General features: G+C 60.6%; 15 protein-coding genes. 6 read left to right on the top strand and 9 right to left on the bottom strand.

Annotation, left to right across the window (positions count from 1 at the left end):
* Positions 1-220: 220 nt before the first annotated feature.
* The 5 genes from V7116_RS22250 (at position 221) to V7116_RS22230 (ending at position 3,275) form a co-directional block, all read left to right on the top strand.
* The gene (locus V7116_RS22250) at positions 221-688 is read left to right on the top strand and encodes an iron chaperone (RefSeq protein WP_324394184.1); all 468 of its coding nucleotides are present in this window, start codon (positions 221-223) and stop codon (positions 686-688) included.
* Positions 689-690: 2 nt separating this feature from the next.
* Positions 691-1,119 carry a DUF1801 domain-containing protein gene (locus tag V7116_RS22245; RefSeq protein ID WP_324394183.1) on the top strand — a complete coding sequence of 143 codons (429 nt, stop codon included), beginning with the start codon at positions 691-693 and terminating at the stop codon, positions 1,117-1,119.
* A gap of 100 nt (positions 1,120-1,219) precedes the next feature.
* Entirely contained in the window at positions 1,220-1,642 is a 423-nt protein-coding gene (locus V7116_RS22240; RefSeq protein ID WP_324394182.1) for a VOC family protein, read from the top strand.
* Positions 1,643-1,698: 56 nt separating this feature from the next.
* Entirely contained in the window at positions 1,699-2,046 is a 348-nt protein-coding gene (locus V7116_RS22235; RefSeq protein ID WP_324394181.1) for a YciI family protein, read from the top strand.
* An 8-nt stretch (positions 2,047-2,054) separates the two neighbouring features.
* Positions 2,055-3,275, top strand: coding sequence for an RNA polymerase sigma factor (locus V7116_RS22230; protein ID WP_349258556.1), 1,221 nt, complete (start codon positions 2,055-2,057; stop codon positions 3,273-3,275).
* A gap of 3 nt (positions 3,276-3,278) precedes the next feature.
* Here V7116_RS22230 and V7116_RS22225 read toward each other — a convergent pair whose 3' ends face one another.
* From V7116_RS22225 to V7116_RS22195, 7 genes are all read right to left on the bottom strand, one after another.
* Entirely contained in the window at positions 3,279-3,680 is a 402-nt protein-coding gene (locus tag V7116_RS22225) for a hypothetical protein (RefSeq protein WP_324394179.1), read from the bottom strand.
* Positions 3,681-3,811: 131 nt separating this feature from the next.
* The gene (locus tag V7116_RS22220) at positions 3,812-4,903 is read right to left on the bottom strand and encodes an HNH endonuclease (RefSeq protein WP_324394178.1); all 1,092 of its coding nucleotides are present in this window, start codon (positions 4,901-4,903) and stop codon (positions 3,812-3,814) included.
* A gap of 216 nt (positions 4,904-5,119) precedes the next feature.
* Complete coding sequence (locus tag V7116_RS22215) at positions 5,120-5,725, bottom strand: cytochrome C oxidase subunit IV family protein (protein WP_324394177.1); 606 nt, start codon at positions 5,723-5,725, stop codon at positions 5,120-5,122.
* Positions 5,726-5,740: 15 nt separating this feature from the next.
* The gene (locus V7116_RS22210) at positions 5,741-6,583 is read right to left on the bottom strand and encodes a cytochrome c oxidase subunit 3 (protein WP_324394176.1); all 843 of its coding nucleotides are present in this window, start codon (positions 6,581-6,583) and stop codon (positions 5,741-5,743) included.
* The gene (ctaD, locus tag V7116_RS22205; protein ID WP_324394175.1) at positions 6,576-8,219 is read right to left on the bottom strand and encodes a cytochrome c oxidase subunit I; all 1,644 of its coding nucleotides are present in this window, start codon (positions 8,217-8,219) and stop codon (positions 6,576-6,578) included. The genes V7116_RS22210 and ctaD overlap by 8 nt, the downstream gene beginning before the upstream one ends.
* Positions 8,220-8,243: 24 nt before the next feature.
* Positions 8,244-9,365, bottom strand: coding sequence for a cytochrome c oxidase subunit II (gene coxB / locus V7116_RS22200; protein ID WP_324394174.1), 1,122 nt, complete (start codon positions 9,363-9,365; stop codon positions 8,244-8,246).
* 359 nt (positions 9,366-9,724) lie between these two features.
* Positions 9,725-10,672, bottom strand: coding sequence for an aldo/keto reductase (locus V7116_RS22195; RefSeq protein WP_324394173.1), 948 nt, complete (start codon positions 10,670-10,672; stop codon positions 9,725-9,727).
* Positions 10,673-10,891: 219 nt separating this feature from the next.
* Here V7116_RS22195 and V7116_RS22190 point away from each other — a divergent pair, with 219 nt between their 5' ends.
* On the top strand, positions 10,892-12,265 hold the full coding sequence (locus V7116_RS22190; RefSeq protein WP_324394172.1) for an MFS transporter: 1,374 nt from the start codon (positions 10,892-10,894) through the stop codon (positions 12,263-12,265).
* Between the two features lie 153 nt (positions 12,266-12,418).
* Here the strand turns inward: V7116_RS22190 and rho are convergent, their stop codons facing one another.
* Both rho and V7116_RS22180 read right to left on the bottom strand, forming a co-directional pair.
* Positions 12,419-13,681 carry a transcription termination factor Rho gene (gene rho, locus V7116_RS22185; RefSeq protein ID WP_324394171.1) on the bottom strand — a complete coding sequence of 421 codons (1,263 nt, stop codon included), beginning with the start codon at positions 13,679-13,681 and terminating at the stop codon, positions 12,419-12,421.
* A gap of 269 nt (positions 13,682-13,950) precedes the next feature.
* Positions 13,951-14,754: phosphatidate cytidylyltransferase (locus V7116_RS22180; RefSeq protein ID WP_324394170.1), on the bottom strand; the 804-nt coding region annotated here is incomplete at its 5' end.

Here is a 14,754-nt window from a genome sequence, read left to right as displayed (position 1 = left end):
CCTGGCCCCTCTCCAATCCGATTGGAGAGGGGCCAGGGGTGAGGTGCTTTTTTCCGCGCTTTACGATCATTCACATCGTGCGGTGGGCCAGATACACCCCGCCCAAAATGAGAAACAGATGAGAAAACCTGCCAAGCTGTCATTTTGGCGGGTTTTCGTTCGACGTTTATATAGAAAGACAAAACATCCTACAATCTATACGAGCCACAAGGAGGATTCAATGAGCCCGAAGAACGATACCCAGAATACGAAGAACGCCACGGGATTCACCGACGAGGAACGCGCCGCAATGAAGGCACGCGCCGAGGAGCTAAAAGCGGAAAAGCGCCGCGAGAAGAGCGCGAAGAAGCGGGAAGAAGGGGAAAACGACCTGCTGGCAAAGATCGCCGAGATGCCAGAATCGGATCGCACGATGGCGACGCGGCTGCACGAGATCGTCACGGCCAACGCGCCGTCCCTGGCGCCGAAGACGTGGTACGGCATGCCCGCCTACGCCAACGAGGACGGCAAGGTCGTCTGCTTCTTCCAGAGCGCGGACAAGTTCGGCGCGCGCTACGCGACGTTCGGCTTCAACGATACGGCCAACCTCGACGACGGCGCGATGTGGCCGACGTCCTTCGCGCTGAAGGAATTGACCCCCGCCGACGAGGAGCGGATCGCCGCGCTCGTGAAGAAAGCGGTGAGCTGAACATGACAGCAAATACGCCCCCTTCGCCACAAGAGAAGTCTCCATCTGAACAGATAGACGACATCATCAAGGAGCCGGGGGATTGGCGGGGCGAGAAACTATCACGGCTGCGCGCTGTGATCAGGCAGGCCGACCCTGCCGTCGTCGAAGAGGTGAAGTGGAAAAAACCCTCTAAACCATCGGGCGTGCCCGTTTGGTCCCATGACGGAATAGTCTGCCTGGCGGATACGCTCAAGAGCGCCGTGAGGCTGACGTTCCCGAAGGGCGCTCAAATGGAGGATCCGAATCAGCTCTTCAACAAGCGTCTGGATAGCAAGACGGTGCGCGCCATCGACTTCTATGAGGGCGATACGATCGATGAGTCCGCGCTGGCGGCCCTCATTTTCGACGCCGTGCGGTTGAACACGCAAAAGAGCGACTCGATCAAATAGACCCGGCCCCAGGGTGAACTTGTGCTCGTAGGGGCGAAGGCCAACGCAACGTCTTCGCCCCTACAGTGAAACCTCGACGGGTACAAGGAGATGGAAAAACATGCTGCGTACTACGCCATTTCTTTTGTTCGATGGCAATTGTGCTGAGGCGATGACCTTTTATCACGGGTGTCTCGGTGGAGAATTGACGCTCACGAAACTCGGTGACACGCCCATGAAAGCTCAATTTCCACCAGAAAAGCACGACAGGATGATCAATGCCCATCTCACCAGCGGCGCGGTCGATATCTCAGCGACAGACTGGATGGCGTCGCCCGCGCTTGACCCGAAACAGGGCAATACCTACGCCATCTTCGTGACGGGCGAAACCTATGACGAGCTGAAAGTCGTGTTCGATAAGCTGGCAGAGGGCGCAAGCGAAGATTGGTTTCAAGAATTGCACGATATGCCGTTCGGAATCTACGGGCAGTTCTTTGATCGGTACGGCGTTCAATGGATCTTTAGGGGAGCGAACAAAGAATAGTACCCATTGGATGAGTTCCCCGATATATCGGCCATAGTCTACAGGAGAACCAACCCATGAAATATATGCTGCTGATGTATGCTGCTGAGACGGCTGGACCAAACACCCCTGAGGAGCAGCAGGCCTCTCAAGCCGCCTGGATGGCGCTCTTGCGGGACGCGCAGGCCGCCGGGGTGCTGGAATCGTCCGGTGGACTGCCCGGCGGCAGCACGACCACCGTGCGCGTGCGCGAGGGCAAGACGCTGACCACCGACGGCCCGTTCGCGGAGACCCACGAGCAGTTGGGCGGCTATTTCTTGCTGAACTGTGAGAACCTCGACGAAGCGATCGCCTGGGCCGCGAAGATCCCCTTTGCAGAGTACGGCTCGGTCGAGATCCGCCCCCTGTGGACGCCGGAGTCCTGACGCCGGGCATGGTGACGGCCAGGGCACAGATCGACGCGACTTTCCGCGAAGAACACGGGCGGGTTCTGGCGGCGCTCATCAGCCAGCTTGGGGATTTCGCGCTGGCGGAGGATGCGCTGCAGGACGCACTGGTGAACGCGCTGGAACGCTGGGAAAAGGATGGCGTGCCGCGTAATCCCGGCGCGTGGTTGGTGGCCGTCGCCAAACGGCGCGCCATCGACCGCCTGCGCCGCGCGGCGACGTGGGAACGCAAAGCTCCCCTCCTCGATTTGCCCGATGATCAGGATGAACCCGACATGGACGAAACGATCCCTGACGAACGGCTGAAATTGATGTTCACCTGCTGCCACCCGGCCCTCGCGCCGGAAGCGCAAGTCGCGCTGACTCTGCATACGCTCGGCGGCCTGTCCACGCCGGAGATCGCGCGAGCCTTTCTGGTCCCGGTCCCGACGATGGCGCAGCGGCTGGCGCGGGCGCGGCGAAAGATCCGCGACGCGGGCATCCCCTACCGCGTGCCACCTGCCGATCTGCTGCCGGAGCGCCTGGACGCGCTGCTGGCGGTGATGTACCTGATCTTCAACGAAGGCTACGTTGCTACCGGCGGCGATACGCTCACCCGGCACGAGCTGTGCGGGGAGGCGATCCGGCTGGGCCGCGTGCTGGTCGCGCTGATGCCGCAGAGCGCCGAGGCGCACGGGCTGCTGGCGCTGATGCTGCTGCATGACGCGCGGCGCGAGACACGGCTCGACGCGGCGGGCGATCTGGTGCTGCTTGAGGAACAGGATCGGGCGCTGTGGGACCACGGAAAAATCGAGGAAGGCACGGCGATTCTGGACGCGGCGCTGATGCTCAACGCTCCCGGCCCCTATCAGGTGCAGGCTGCGATTAGCGCCCTGCACGCCGCCGCGCCCACGGCGGCGGCGACGGACTGGCCGCAGATCGCGGCGCTGTACGGCACGCTGGCGCTGATGGTCCCCTCGCCCGTGGTCGAGGTCAACCGGGCGGTTGCCGTCGCCATGGCCCAGGGACCGGGCGCTGGCCTAGCGCTGCTCGACCGGATCGAGGACATGGAAGCGTACTACCCCTACCACGCCGCGCGCGCCGACCTGCTGCGTCGCATGGACCAGCGCTCAGCCGCCGCGGACGCCTATGCGCGGGCGCTCGACCTGTGCGGGAACAGCGCCGAGCGCGCGTACCTCCAGCGGCGGCTGGACGAGATGCTCAGGTGATGGTTACGACCGGCGCGACTCCTTGACCTCGATTCCGGCGGCGCGCAGGTACCGCTTGTGAACTTCCATCACGCCGTCTTCCTCCTCCGGCGCGATGAACCGCCGCACGCGGATCATCGTGTGGCCCGCCGGGAAGCAGTAGCCCACGATTTTCGCGGGCATGAGTTGCCCTTCACAATCGGGCAGTACGAGATCGTGCATGCCGATGCCCCGGCAGCCATCGGGAGTCGGCCAGCCGCGCTCGTCCAGTGACTCGGCGGACAGGCTTTCCATGAAGTCCTGATCGTGCTTGCGCTCGAATGCGCCGATGAGCTTGTCGTGCAGCTCGGGATCGATGCCCGACCGGGCGAGGATCGCGTTAAACGCCTTTGACCGGATGGTCACGACCTTGTAGTCGTCGTACACACTTATTCCTGTGGTGTTACTGCAGAGGGTAAAAGCACGCACTGTATTGTCAGGTTTGTGGTCAGAGTAGTTTGGTGAGAATGTGAAACTTATTCATCAACCCCTGTGCGTCGAATTATTCTCCCGTTTCTCTACTCGAAACCGTGTAGTTCTCTATGAGCCGACAAATAAAGCGGATGTGGAGCTAATGAGTGATGTGTTGGAATAGCTATCGGGCATCCTTTATACCTTCTTATCAGGTTGTAAGCGTTGTCCTCAGGTAGATTTTCCTTCACTAATATAGTCAGGTCGTTTGCAATAGACATCCAACCAGCGTCGAATGCCCAGTGATGGAAGCGACATAAACAAATACCGTTACGGAGATCGTCGCTTCCATTCCTTGCTTTTGGGTATATATGAGCGCTCTGAGCTTCGGGAATGTTATCGGGGCCTACGCGTCTTTCTCCGCAAATGGCGCATCGCTCACCGTAGAGCGTACGGATACCAATCTTGAATGCAATAGATCGTGCAGGTGCTGTGACGAGCTTACTGATTCTTGCTTCGTCTGTCGTTAGCTTTGGCGGATCAGCCTCAGCCTCCGAAACTAGATTTTTCCACTCTACTTCGGTGCCATCCCTGGACTCTGCCTCTACCTCAGGGTGTTCGTTGAATGAGATTTGTCGTGCTGTATATGTAGTTCCACCTACACTTTGGTGATTGATTCGCAGATGACTTAAATAACCCGATGGTCCGCCCCATTTTACTAATTTGCTATCTGCAATAGACATAAATTGTCCCCGTGGATTCAGGTTGGGACTATAGTCGGTGTGTTCTAAAAATTCAGCCCAAGTTAGACTAAGTTCCTCTGTTTTAAAGAAGAAGATGTACGGGTAACGATTGCTCCCCCATAATGCTTGCGACAGGGAGGGCATGGGGATACTCCAGAATGCCGAGACAGGGCAAAGCGCAGGAATTGCCCCGTTTTCGGTTATCGCTTCAACAAGTAATACAACGTCACCTTCTGCTAAGTTCCTGACTACGAAATTAGCACCGCTTGGCACACCCCAACAGTTGAATCTGCCGTCTGGAAATTTGGAGTAAAGTACTCCAAGCATCTCGGTCTTGTCTTGAGCTTCAAACTGGATATGTTCTTCTACAATAGTAAGTGGAAGCTCTGTGAACACCGTCTTTTTGAAGTCTGCAGTCGCGCCTGTTTTCCCAACGTGATGGTAATAGACCCTCATCAATTCTCCGATCGTTAATACCGAAGGAAAACTTGCTCCGAATTTTACTTCAAGTGTCCCGAAGGGGCACCAGCTTTCTTTGCGGAGCCTGCTTTCGTCCGAACGAAAGCGACCCCGCCCCGCGCAGAATCAAAAACCGCCCCTGTACCTGTGCACAGAGGCGGCGTGTTGTTGCGGTTGAGCTAATCGCTAATTGCTAACGGCTCTCCGCTGGTTTTACGCCACTGCGGCCAGTACGGCCAGCACCAGTACCGCGAACGGCACGGCGGAGACGAACATCAGCGTATAGCGCAGATCGTCGAAGCGCAGGTGCATGAAGTACATCACCACCAGCACGACTTTCAGCGACGACAGCGCCACCAGCGGCCCGATCACCGGGAACGGCTCGGTGACGGTCAGGATCACCTCGCTCGCGGTCAGCAAGGCCAGCGCGACGAACACACCCACATAGGTGCGGCGGTGCGAGTGCCCGCCCTCGGCGCGCGCCTGCGGCCACAGTTCCGTCTTCAGCGCGGGCAGGGCGATGCCGCCCAGCTCCATTACCGAATAGCTGCGCTCGCCCAGGGCGGCGGCTTCGGCGGGCGTCATGGCGTCGTAGCGCCACATCGGCTGCGTGTAAGGGCGGGCTTCCATGCGCTGAAGCACGATCCACAGTGGAGCCAGCAGTACGACGTTGCCCACCAGCCCGATCAGCGTGCCGCCGATGGCCGCCAGCCAGTCGTTCACGCGCCGGTCGCGCGCCAACAGCGGAGTGACCACGCCGCCCAGCGCCGCGCCCGAAATCGCCCACAGCATCAGGTAGGTTGCCAGGGTTGAATCCATCTTCTGTACCTCCCTTTAGCGGATCGGGATCAGGTAGATCAGCGTGAACAGCACGATCCACACCACGTCAACGAAGTGCCAGTACAGGCCGAACATCTCGACGCCCATGTAATTGTCCGCGCCGTACACGCCGCGCCGCGCGCGCAGCAGCACGAGTCCCAGCCAGACCACGCCGCCGATCACGTGCAGGCCGTGGAAGCCGGTCGCCAGATAAAACGACGAGCCGAACAACGTCTTGGACGTGATGTCGTGGGCGTACAGCTCGCGCCACTCGAACGCCTGGATCGCCACGAACGACGCGCCCAGCAGCAGCGCGATGCCCATCCAGTTGCGGAACACGCGGCGGTCGTTGGACTGGATCGCTTCCAGGCCCATCACCACCGCGAAGCTGCTGATGATCAGCACGCTTGTGCCGACGGTCGCCAGCGCGAGATTGAGTTCTTCCTCCGCGTGAACGAATGCGTCGGTCGCTTCGATCTTGAAGCCCATGAACGCGCCCGCCAGCGCCGAGAAGAACATGATCTCGGTGCCGAGGAAGATCCACATCGCCAGCTTACGGCTGTTGATCTGGTTCAGCCAGAGGCTGTGCAGATCGATCTCGGGGAAGTGCGCCATACGCCACACCCCGAAGAACGTGATCAGGACGCCGGGCACGGCCAGCAGCGGCTGGATGATGCCCAGCAGCGCCATCAGGCTCCCGATGGCGACGATGATCGGGCTGAAGCTGGGGCCGGGGAGATGGATTTCCTCAGGTTCTTCTGGCTGGGAAACATATCCGGCGGCTTCCTGCCCGTTGCCGTGGGCCGTGCCGACGGGGACTTCTTCCCGCTCCAGCAGGTCGGTGGCGTTGCTAACCATGCGTTTCCCCCTCTGTCAGGCCCAGGCGCAGGTCGCGCGCGGGCCGGTAGCTGTGCACGACCGGAATCTGCGCGAAGTTATATTCCGGCGGCGGCGACGAGGTCGTCCATTCCAGGCTGTTGCCTTCCCACGGATCGTTCCCCGCCGGTTCGTGATGGCGCGCGCTCTTGACCATGTTATAGATCAGCAGCAGGACCGAGATACCCATGATGAACCCGCCGATGGTCGAGAGCAGGTTCAGGTCGGTCCAGCCCTTGTCGGCGCCATAGTCGAAGATGCGGCGCGGCATGCCCATCAGCCCCATAATGTGCATCGGGAAGTAGGTGATGTTGAAGCCGATGATCAGCGTCCAGAACTGCCACTTGCCGAGCTTTTCGTCCAGCTTGTAGCCGAACATCTTCGGCCACCAGAAGTACATGCCCGAGAAGATGCCGAACGCCGCGCCGCCAAACACCACGTAGTGCAGGTGCGCGACGATCCACATCGTGTCGTGGACCTGCTCGTCAATCGGCACGACGGCCTGGAACACGCCCGTGATGCCGCCGATCATGAAGTTGAACAGGAACCCGAACGCGTACAGCATCGGCGTATCGAAGCGCAGCGACCCGCCGAACAGTGTTGCCAGCCAGTTGAAGATCTTCACACCGGTAGGCACTGCGATAAGCATGGTCGAGAAAATGAACAGCGCTTCCAGCTCCGGCGGCAGGCCGACCGTGAACATGTGGTGCGCCCAGGTGCTGAAGCCCAGCACGGCGATGGCGATCGACGAGATCACGATCGCCTTGTACCCGAAGATCGGGCGGCGCGAGAACACCGGCAGCACTTCGGAGATGACGCCCATCGCGGGCAGCACCATGATGTACACCGCCGGGTGCGAGTAGAACCAGAACAGGTTCTGCCACAGCACCGGATTCCCGCCCATCGCCGGGTTAAAGAAGCCCGTGCCGAAGTTGCGGTCGGCCAGCAGCATGAACATGCCGCCGGTCAGGATCGGGGTGGCGAACAGGATCATCAGCGCCATGGCGATGATGCCCCACACGAACAGGGGCAGGCGCATCCAGGTCATGCCCGGACCGCGCAGCTTGATGATCGTCACCAGGAAGTTGATCGCGCCGATGAGCGAGGACGTACCGACCAGCGCCAGCCCGATGATCCACAGGTCCATGCCGTGCCCGGGCGAAAATTCCTTACCCGACAGCGGCGGGTAGGCGGTCCAGCCGCTCGACGGCGCGCCGCCATCCGCGAACCAGCCCAGGTATACGCCAAAACCGCCGATGAGCAGGAGCCAGTAGCTCAGCGCGTTCAGCCGGGGGAAAGCCATATCGCGCGCGCCGATCATCAGCGGCACGAGGTAGTTGCCGAGACCCGCGCCGATCGGGATGATGAACAGGAAGATCATCGTCGTCCCGTGCATCGAGAACAGCTCATTGTATACGTCGGCGGTCATGATGTCCGCGCCGGGCTGCGCCAGCTCGACACGCATCAGTTCCGCGAAGATCACCCCGATCACGAAGAATGAGAAGCAGGTCAGGACGTACATGATCCCGATCTTCTTGTGGTCGGTGGTTGAGATCCAATCTAACACGCCGCTGTAGCGGGATGAGGTTGGTTTTTGTGCGATGCTTGCAGTTGCCATAACTGATCGCTCCAGTTTGCGACTTTATTTGTTGGGACCGGGCTGGAGACCGGGTTCGTACCGGTCTACGCTGGTGATGTACGCAATGATGTCCGCCAGATCCTCGGCATCCATGCGCTCGCCGTAGTCCTGTGGCATGATGCACTGATCGTACCCTTCGGCCAACTGCGCGCACGGCAGCACGATCGATTCGTGCAGGTACTGCTCCGGCGAGTAGCCTTCGACGTGGTGCGCGTCCATCGACATGCGATCGAATGCGGGGCCGGAAGGCTGATCCTTGTCCACTGCGTGGCAGGCGGTACAGCCGAGGTCGTAGATCAACTGCTCGCCCTCGTCAGAGTTGCCGTTCGGCAGCTCGACGCTGAGATCGGTTCCTACCGGCTGGAACTCGTTCTCCTGGGTGATCTGGTTGCTCAGCCACGCATCGAAATCCGCCGGTTCCATCACGTGCACGTTGATCGCCATCGCGTAGTGGTTCAGGCCGCAGTATTCGGCGCACTGGCCTTCGTACGTGCCCGGCTTGTCTACGTTCAGCAGCATCGTGTTGGTATAGCCCGGCACAGCGTCCACTTTACCGGCCAGCTTAGGGACCCAAAAACTGTGCTGCACGTCCCTGGACGAAATCTCAAGCAGCACGTTTTTGTTGGCCGGGATATACAGGTCGCGCGTGGTCATCACGTCCGTGTCTTCGCCGTCCGCCAGGTAGTATTCGTAGTCCCAGTTGAACATGTAGCCGTAAACGTGGACCGTCATGTCGGGCGTGAACTCGCTGTCCGGCCCGGCGCTGACGAGGTGCTGGTCTTGCATGACCCGGTAGCCGAGCACGAACACGACCGCGATAATGACGAACGCGCCGATGGTCCAGCTCAGCTCAAGGGGCGTGTTGCCGTGCACCTGCTCCGGCATCTCGTCGTGCGAGCGGCGCCGGTAGCGGATGATGGCGAACAGCAGCAGGACTTCCACGATGACGAAGATCGGGGTGGCGATCCACATCATCGTGGTGAACAACTCGTTAAACACATCGGTCTTGACGCCGCCACTCACCGGGCCGTGCGCGAGCGCGGTCGCCGGGAATGCCAACGCAGCCAGGATTACGCCCAACAGCGCAACCCAATACCTTTTGGGATGGAACGATTTGGGAGTCATAAAGTGTGTCCTGGTTCGAAGCCTCACTCAAACCCAGCGAGCCATGCTCTGGCGCGCGTTATGCCTGTGTGACGAGATCGATTGTATGCAGTGGCATCACTGCGTGTTAGGCGTGGTTGCGTCACCGTGGGAGTGTGTAAACGGCGAGGGTGACGGAAGTCCTTCAAATTACTTCAATTTGCGTTGAATTTCACTTTAGCAAATTATACACATAATTACAAGAAAAAACATCGATATTCCCCGGTGAGGGGAAATTAATACGCGATTTATACAGTGTAATGAGCTTTGTTATGACAAGTAAAAATGCCCCGTCTGGATGGACAGGGCATGAGATGAACAATTTCAGGCGCTCTGCCGGGCTACAGGCTGGCCTGATACGAGGCTTCGATATCGGCGATGTCCTGCTCGCTGAGGCGGTAGTCCGCGCCTTCCATGATCTGCTCGGCCTGCGCGATGCTGCGCGCGCCGACGATGGCCGCCGTCACGACCGGATCGCGCAGGGTCCACGCGACGGCCAGATGCGCGACGGTTTTGCCCTGCCGCGCCGCGATCGGTCGCAGCGCCTCGACCAACGCCAGATTGCGCGAAAGCTGCGGTTCCTGGAACTTGCTGTCCTTGCGCCGCCAGTCGTTTTCTTCCACGCGATCCATGCTGAAGCGCCCCGTCAGCAGGCCGGACGCCATCGGGCTGTAGGGAATCACACCGATGTTGTTTTCGCGGCAGAAGGGCAGGATCTCCGCTTCGATGGCGCGGTTCAGCAGGTGGTAGGGCGGTTGCAGCGACGCGACGGGGTGGATGGGCAGGATCGCGCGCATCTGCTCGACGCTGTAGTTCGAGACGCCGATAAAACGCACCTTGCCTTCTTTGACGAACGACGCCATCGTCTCCCACGACTCCTCGACGGGCGTGTTCGGGTCCGGCCAGTGGATCTGGTACAGGTCGATGTAGTCGGTTTGCAGGCGGCGCAGGCTGTCTTCTACTTCCTGGCGCAGATTCTTCGGCTCGGAATTGCGGTAGGTGCTGCCGTCTTCGTTCCAGCGCTGGCCGCACTTCGTGGCGACGATCACCCGGTCACGCCGATCCTTGAGCGCCTTGCCGACCACTTCTTCCGAGCGCCCCAGGCCGTAAACGGCGGCGGTGTCCAGCCAGTTCATGCCCAGATCGAGCGCGCGGTGAATGGTGTTGATGGAGTCGGTATCGTCCTGCGCTCCCCACCCGTATTCCCAGTTGCCACCGCCCAGCGCCCACGTGCCCAGGCCGATGGTCGTCAGTTCGAGATCGCTGCTGCCTAATTTCCGGCGTTCCACGCTCTTGTTCCTTTCATAGTGCGTTTGCGTATAACCAACATATTCCATTGTAATGAGTCATGCCGGGTTTGTGCCCTATTTCATCAACCCATCTGCTTGAACTTCCTGACATGTGATGTATAAAAAATTCATATTGAGATTAAATTTCACTGGATGATCGCGTGTATTGCGACGTATAATGTTCCATGTACCTTGATAATCTTGAGGCGAGAATTGAATATGGCGAACCGAAACACGCTGCGCACCTTTTACATCCTCATCGTCACGCAGACCTTTTCGATGATCGGCAGCCAGATGACCAGCTTCGCCGTGGCGATCAAGGTCTTCAACGACACGGATCAGGCGACCCCGCTCACGCTGGTGTCGTTTCTCTCGATTTTGCCGCGTATTCTGTCGGCCAACATCGCGGGCATGCTCGCGGATCGCTGGGACCGCCGCTACGTGATGGTCATCGCGGACGTCGGGCAGGCCGTCACCACCCTGCTGCTGTTGATCACGTTCGTGACCGGCACGTTCGAGCTGTGGCAGCTTTACGTCCTGACCGCGATCTCGTCGGTGTTCGGCGTGTTCCAGGGTCCGGCGTTTGACGCGGCGGTGACGATGCTCGTGCCCGACAATCACCGTGACCGGGCCAACGCGATCCGCCAGCTCACCGGGCCGTCGTCGGGCCTGATCGGTCCGGTTCTGGCCGGGCTGTTGTTTGCGATCATCGGCGCGGCGGGCGTGATGCTCATCGACCTGTTCACCTTCGTCGTGGCGATGGTCGTCGTGCTGCTGGCGCATATCCCCCGCCCGGCCCAAACCGAGGAGGGGCGCGCGGCTTCAGGCTCGATGTGGAAGGAAGCGCAGGCCGGTTTCCGCTACATCGGGCGTCACCGCGCGCTGCTGGCACTGCTGCTGAACATCTCGCTGGTCAATTTCCTGCTTTCCGGCGCGATGACGCTCAACACGCCCTACGTGCTGCGGCTGACGAACAGCGAGGCGCTGTTGGGGGCGCTGTCCAGCGTGACGAGCGCCGGAGCGGTGATCGGCGGCGTGATCATGGGGGCCTGGGGCGGCACGCGGCCCCGCGTGCATACGATCATGCCCGGCCTGATCCTGATCGGCATCGGGCTGGCGCTGTACGGAGTCAGCCGCAGCGCGGTCACGCTGGGACTCTCCTCGTTTTTCATGATGCTGTGGATTCCCATGATCAATGCGTCGTTCCTGTCCGTGATGCAGGCCAAGACCCCGCCCGATTTGCAGGGACGCGTGTTTGCGGCGGAGCTTCAGCTTTCGCTGCTGATGATGCCGCTGTCCTACCTCATCGCCGGGCCGCTCACGGACAAAGTGCTCGAACCGGCGATCGGAACCGGGGCGTGGGATCTCGTTGCGCCGCTGGTCGGCAGCGAGCCGGGGTCGGGCATCGGGCTGATCATGCTGTTCAACGGGACGCTGCTCGCCATCACGTCGGCGCTGACGTACGCCGTGCCGCTGATCCGGCGCTTCGAGCAGACCATGCCCGATTACGTTCCCGCCGAGCAGGTCGAAGCCGCGCGCGACGAGGTGGAGACGGGCGCATTTACCGCGGCGACACCCTTCGCCGCCGATTGATCCCGCCCGGTTTCCCCTGTAGATACGATGACGCGGCTGCGTCCATTGGCTTGTGCCGGGACGCAGCCGCGTTGAATTTTCCTGCGCAGCGCGCGGAATAGATTACATTGCGTGCAGCGAGTAGAACTGACGAAGGATCATTGAGGGCGGCAGTTATTTCGTCAGTTGTTCGAGGAACTCTTCGTTGCTTTCGGTCTGGCGGACCTGGGTGATCAGCGCTTCGGTCGCGTTCAGGATGTCGTAATTGGCCGGGGGCTGCGTCATCTGCACCAGCATACGGCGCATGGTCCACACGCGCTGCAGGATATCCGGCCCCAACAGGAGTTCTTCACGCCGCGTCGAGGACTGCTGGATATCGAAAGCCGGGAAGATACGGCGTTCCTGAAGCTCGCGCGAGAGGTGCAGCTCCATGTTGCCCGTACCCTTGAATTCTTCGTAGATCACGTCGTCCATGCGGCTGCCGGTCTTGACGAGGCAGGTGGCGACGATGGTCAGGCTGCCGCCTTCTTCGACGTTACGGGCCGCGCCGAAGAACCGCTTGGGCGGGTACAGCGCCGACGGATCGAGACCACCGGTCAGGGTGCGCCCGCTGGGCGGCACGACGAGGTTATAGGCGCGCGCCAGGCGGGTGATGCTGTCCAGCAGGATCACGACGTGCTGGGCCGATTCGACCAGGCGCTTCGCGCGCTCCAGGGCCATTTCCGCCACGCGCACGTGGAAGGTCACCGGCTCGTCGAACGTGCTGCTGATCACTTCCGCGTCCACCGAGCGGTCCATGTCGGTCACTTCTTCGGGACGCTCACCGATGAGCACGACCATCAGGTGCACTTCGGGATAGTTGTGGCTGATCGCGTTGGCGACTTCCTTCAGGACGGTCGTCTTACCGGCCTTCGGCGGGCTGACGATCAGGCCGCGCTGCCCGCGCCCGACGGGGGCGATCAGGTTCAGCATGCGCGTCGAAAGAATGCGCGGGTTGGTTTCCAGGTTGTAACGTTCGGTGGGGAAAATGGCGGTCAGTTCATCGAAGCGGGGGCGGCGTTTCGCGGATTCGGGGTCCAGCCCGTTGACCGCCTCGACGCGCAGCAGGCCGAAATACTTTTCCGAGTCTTTCGGCGGGCGCACCTGCCCGATCACCATGTCGCCCGTGCGCAGGCCGAAGCGGCGGATCTGCGTCTGGCTGACATAAATATCGTCCGGCCCCGGAAGGTAGTGGTCCGAACGAAGGAAACCGATGCCGTCTTCGATGATTTCAAGGATGCCGCCGCGCAGTTGGTGGCCCTGTTTCTCCGCCTTGTCGCGCAGCAGCCGCAGGATCAAGTCCTGCTTTTTCATGCGGCTAAACCCGGCAATATCCGCCTCGCGCGCAAGGTTGCGCAGGTCTTCCAACGTCTGAGTTTCGAGTTCTGCTATATCCATCTGGAAGTCTCCACCAGAAAGAGCGTCACGGCATCCTGCGTGAGTCGCATACGAGATCTAGGGGTTACGTTAGGAGTCATGAGATGACATCAATGCCAACCAGGGGAATACCGCATCGGTGATTCGCACCGTGGGCAGGCGATACTAGGTTTGGAAAATGGATTTGTAAAGACAAGTTGTGGGTACGCAGACGGGAGTAGGTTCGTCAACATCTAACAACTTACTGCAAATATATCACACTGTGTGGGCAGGGTCAAACGATCTTGGCCCTAAGTTACAAACCAGATCAGATAATAATAACCGATGGCGAAAGAGATCAGCACCGAATCCAGGCGGTCCAACAGGCCCCCGTGCCCCGGAATGAGGTGGCTCGAATCTTTCGCGCTCACCTGCCGCTTGATCACCGATTCAGCCAGATCGCCCACCGTGCCCAACACCCCGATCAGCAGGCCGATCAGCGCGCCGTGCCCCATCGTCAGCCCGTGGATGTCCAGCAGCCATGCCGCCACCAGCCCGAACAGCAGCCCGCCCGCGACGCTGCCCGCGTAGCCTTCCCACGTTTTCTTGGGGCTGACGTGCGGCGACATGTGGTGCTTGCCCAGCGTGCGTCCGACGAAATAGGCCGCCGTGTCCGAGATCATCACCGCGCCGTAAATGAACACCGTCAGCGCCGCGCCGTCGTCCAGCATACGCACGGCCAGCAGTGTGCTGCCCAGCCAGCCGATGTAAAACCCGCCGAACATCGCCAGCGCCGCCCCCGTGACCGGCTGCGTATCGCCCCGCTCGAAGGCCGCGATCATGTAAAACGCCGCCGCCATCAGCAGCAGGGCCACGCCCGGCGCGCGCAGCGCGGGCCGCTCGAACCAGATCGTGCCCACTGCCAGCGCGATCAGGCCGTAGGTCAGCGACGGCGGTACGTGCACGCCGGTTTTGCGCATGAGCTGCACGTATTCCCAGCCGCCCACCAGCAGCGCCGCCAGCACCAGCACCGCAAACAGCCAGCCGCCGATCACCGTCACCACCTCCTCGACCCCGCTCTTTTCGAACGCGAGCACGTAGTCCCCCACCACGAG

Origin of the sequence: Aggregatilinea sp., from assembly GCF_036822615.1 — a bacterium.
Taxonomy (GTDB): Bacteria; Chloroflexota; Anaerolineae; order Aggregatilineales; family Aggregatilineaceae; genus Aggregatilinea.
This window is presented reverse-complemented; position numbering and strand designations above follow the sequence as displayed.

Bases quoted from the DNA above. Each gene is read 5' to 3' on its own strand.
- V7116_RS22250 (WP_324394184.1), top strand. From the start codon at position 221: ATGAGCCCGAAGAACGATACCCAGAATACGAAGAACGCCACGGGATTC.
- V7116_RS22245 (WP_324394183.1), top strand. From the start codon at position 691: ATGACAGCAAATACGCCCCCTTCGCCACAAGAGAAGTCTCCATCTGAA.
- V7116_RS22240 (WP_324394182.1), top strand. From the start codon at position 1,220: ATGCTGCGTACTACGCCATTTCTTTTGTTCGATGGCAATTGTGCTGAG.
- V7116_RS22235 (WP_324394181.1), top strand. From the start codon at position 1,699: ATGAAATATATGCTGCTGATGTATGCTGCTGAGACGGCTGGACCAAAC.
- V7116_RS22230 (WP_349258556.1), top strand. From the start codon at position 2,055: ATGGTGACGGCCAGGGCACAGATCGACGCGACTTTCCGCGAAGAACAC.
- V7116_RS22220 (WP_324394178.1), bottom strand. From the start codon at position 4,903: ATGAGGGTCTATTACCATCACGTTGGGAAAACAGGCGCGACTGCAGAC.
- V7116_RS22215 (WP_324394177.1), bottom strand. From the start codon at position 5,725: ATGGATTCAACCCTGGCAACCTACCTGATGCTGTGGGCGATTTCGGGC.
- V7116_RS22210 (WP_324394176.1), bottom strand. From the start codon at position 6,583: ATGGTTAGCAACGCCACCGACCTGCTGGAGCGGGAAGAAGTCCCCGTC.
- ctaD (WP_324394175.1), bottom strand. From the start codon at position 8,219: ATGGCAACTGCAAGCATCGCACAAAAACCAACCTCATCCCGCTACAGC.
- coxB (WP_324394174.1), bottom strand. From the start codon at position 9,365: ATGACTCCCAAATCGTTCCATCCCAAAAGGTATTGGGTTGCGCTGTTG.
- V7116_RS22190 (WP_324394172.1), top strand. From the start codon at position 10,892: ATGGCGAACCGAAACACGCTGCGCACCTTTTACATCCTCATCGTCACG.
- rho (WP_324394171.1), bottom strand. From the start codon at position 13,681: ATGGATATAGCAGAACTCGAAACTCAGACGTTGGAAGACCTGCGCAAC.